The sequence below is a fragment of the Pseudorhizobium tarimense genome (assembly GCF_022968135.1).
Classification (GTDB): domain Bacteria; phylum Pseudomonadota; class Alphaproteobacteria; order Rhizobiales; family Rhizobiaceae; genus Neorhizobium; species Neorhizobium tarimense.
The window spans coordinates 1-3,361 of the sequence record NZ_JALJRA010000042.1; the positions used below are offsets into that span (position 1 = coordinate 1).

The window sequence follows — 3,361 nt, forward strand, 5'->3', positions numbered from 1 at the left end:
CTTATTGCCCGGAAGGGAGTTTGTTTTCGTGTTTATGAGAAGATTGTTTTGATTGCCTTTAGCAGACCTGGCAGCGACCTACTCTCCCGCGTCTTAAGACGAAGTACCATTGGCGCTGGGGCGTTTCACGGCCGTGTTCGGAATGGGAACGGGTGCGGCCGCCCCGCCATGACCACCAGGTCGGCTAAGGGCAATGAACCAACATTTCTGTTGGCGTTTGTTGAGAAGCTGGTGACTGAGGGCTTAGCCAATGGGCAGTAGCCAATAGTCTTTTTTGAACACGTCGTTTGATTCATTTCGCGTGGCACCCGCAGCCGGCAGAGCCGAGCCGCCGGTTGTCCGACGCGCCGTCCGCAGCGTAGCGATCGCAGATCGCGTCAGCGTGAGGACAAGAAGAGGCATCATTGTCGCGGCGTTTGCCGCGATGATGAGCATGAACAATGAGAACGATCAAGTCGATCGGGCTATTAGTAAGGCTAAGCTTCATGCATTGCTGCACGTCCACACGCCTCCTATCAACGTGGTCGTCTTCCACGGCCCTGATAGGGAATACTCGTTTTCAGGTGGGTTTCCCGCTTAGATGCCTTCAGCGGTTATCCCTTCCATATATAGCTACCCTGCTATGCCGTTGGCACGACAACAGGTCCACCAGAGATATGTCCATCCCGGTCCTCTCGTACTAGGGACAGATCCTGTCAATATTCCTACACCCACGGCAGATAGGGACCGAACTGTCTCACGACGTTCTGAACCCAGCTCACGTACCGCTTTAATTGGCGAACAGCCAAACCCTTGGGACCTGCTCCAGCCCCAGGATGCGATGAGCCGACATCGAGGTGCCAAACAACCCCGTCGATATGGACTCTTGGGGGTCATCAGCCTGTTATCCCCGGCGTACCTTTTATCCGTTGAGCGATGGCCCTTCCACGCGGGACCACCGGATCACTATGACCGACTTTCGTCTCTGCTCGACTTGTCAGTCTCGCAGTCAGGCGGGCTTATGCCATTGCACTCGACGACCGATTTCCGACCGGTCTGAGCCCACCATCGCGCGCCTCCGTTACTCTTTCGGAGGCGACCGCCCCAGTCAAACTACCCACCATACACTGTCCCGGATCCGGATGACGGACCGCGGTTAGACATCCATGACGATAAGGGTGGTATTTCAAGGATGGCTCCACGAAGACTGGCGTCCCCGCTTCAAAGCCTACCACCTATCCTACACATGCCGACACGAATGCCAGTGTAAAGCTATAGTAAAGGTGCACGGGGTCTTTCCGTCTGACCGCAGGAACCCCGCATCTTCACGGGGAATTCAATTTCACTGAGTCTATGTTGGAGACAGCGGGGAAGTCGTTACGCCATTCGTGCAGGTCGGAACTTACCCGACAAGGAATTTCGCTACCTTAGGACCGTTATAGTTACGGCCGCCGTTTACTGGGGCTTCGATTCAAAGCTTGCACCTCTCCTCTTAACCTTCCAGCACCGGGCAGGCGTCAGACCCTATACGTCGTCTTTCGACTTCGCAGAGCCCTGTGTTTTTGATAAACAGTCGCTACCCCCTGGTCTGTGCCACCCCAAAAAAGTTGCCTTGATTGGGGTCACGCTTCTTCCGAAGTTACGCGTGCAATTTGCCGAGTTCCTTCAACATAGTTCTCTCAAGCGCCTTGGTATACTCTACCTGACCACCTGTGTCGGTTTCGGGTACGGTCTATAATGATGGAGCTATTTCCTGGAACCGCTTCCCTGCCACCCCAATCCAATAAGGGGAAACAAGTTACGCAATCCGTCACTACCACCAGGCCCACGAATATTAACGTGGTTCCCATCGACTACGCATGTCTGCCTCGTCTTAGGGGCCGGCTAACCCTGCTCAGATTAACTTTAAGCAGGAACCCTTGGTCTTTCGGCGAGAGGGTCTCTCACCCTCTTTGTCGTTACTCATGTCAACATTCGCACTTCCGATATCTCCAGCAGCCCTCACGGGTCCGCCTTCACAGACTTACGGAACGCTCCGCTACCACTCCCAAAAGGGAATCCTCAGCTTCGGTGCATGGCTTTAGCCCCGTTACATTTTCGGCGCAAAGACCCTTATTTAGACCAGTGAGCTGTTACGCTTTCTTTAAATGATGGCTGCTTCTAAGCCAACATCCTGGTTGTTTTGGGATCCTCACATCCTTTCCCACTTAGCCATGACTTGGGGACCTTAGCTGGAGGTCAGGGTTGTTGCCCTCTTCACGACGGACGTTAGCACCCGCCGTGTGTCTGCCGACTAGTACTCCCCGGTATTCGGAGTTTGGTTAGGATCAGTAAGACGGTGAGTCCCCATAGCCCATCCAGTGCTCTACCCCCGGGGGTATTCGGTCGACGCTCTACCTAAATAGATTTCGCGGAGAACCAGCTATTTCCGAGTTTGATTGGCCTTTCACCCCTAGCCACAAGTCATCCCAATCTATTGCAACAGATGCGGGTTCGGCCCTCCAGTTGGTGTTACCCAACCTTCAGCCTGCTCATGGCTAGATCACTCGGTTTCGGGTCTAATGCAACGAACTAAAACGCCCTATTCAGACTCGCTTTCGCTACGCCTCCACCTATCGGCTTAAGCTTGCTCGTTACACTAAGTCGTTGACCCATTATACAAAAGGTACGCCGTCACTCTTGCGAGCTCCGACTGTTTGTAGGCATCCGGTTTCAGGTTCTATTTCACTCCCCTTGTCGGGGTGCTTTTCACCTTTCCCTCACGGTACTTGTTCGCTATCGGTCATGCACGAGTACTTAGGCTTGGAGAGTGGTCTCCCCATGTTCAGACAGGATTTCACGTGTCCCGCCCTACTCAAGGACAATGAGTGTTCTACGCTTACGGGGCTATCACCCACTCTAGCCAGGCTTTCCAACCTGTTCAGCTTTATTCCTCATTGCCACTGGCCTGGTCCGCGTTCGCTCGCCACTACTTGCGGAGTCTCGGTTGATGTCCTTTCCTGCAGGTACTTAGATGTTTCAGTTCCCTGCGTTCGCTTCTTATCCCTATGTATTCAGAATAAGATACCTTATCACAATACCTAGAAACCTAAACCGTCCAAACGGGCGGCTTAAACTTTCTAGGTATCTAAGGTGGGTTGCCCCATTCGGAGATCCATGGATCAAAGCTCATTCGCAGCTCCCCACGGCTTATCGCAGCGTATCACGTCCTTCTTCGCCTGTGCATGCCAAGGCATCCACCAAATGCCCTTACGACACTTAATCGTTCTCATTGCCAATGCTCATCATCTAGCTTCCGCCAAAGACGGAAACGACCGGGTTACCTTTTACAACCCAGCCCACTCAACAATGCCATCGACGTGTTCGATCGGTCCGCTTGATG

The 3,361-nt window shown here is 53.3% G+C and carries 2 rRNA genes; both read right to left on the bottom strand.

From position 1 onward, the window contains the following. Positions 1-65: 65 nt before the first annotated feature. Positions 66-180 (bottom strand): 5S ribosomal RNA (rrf, locus tag MUU54_RS24225). Positions 181-446: 266 nt separating this feature from the next. Further along, positions 447-3,243 (bottom strand): 23S ribosomal RNA (locus MUU54_RS24230). Between the last annotated feature and the right edge of the window lie 118 nt (positions 3,244-3,361).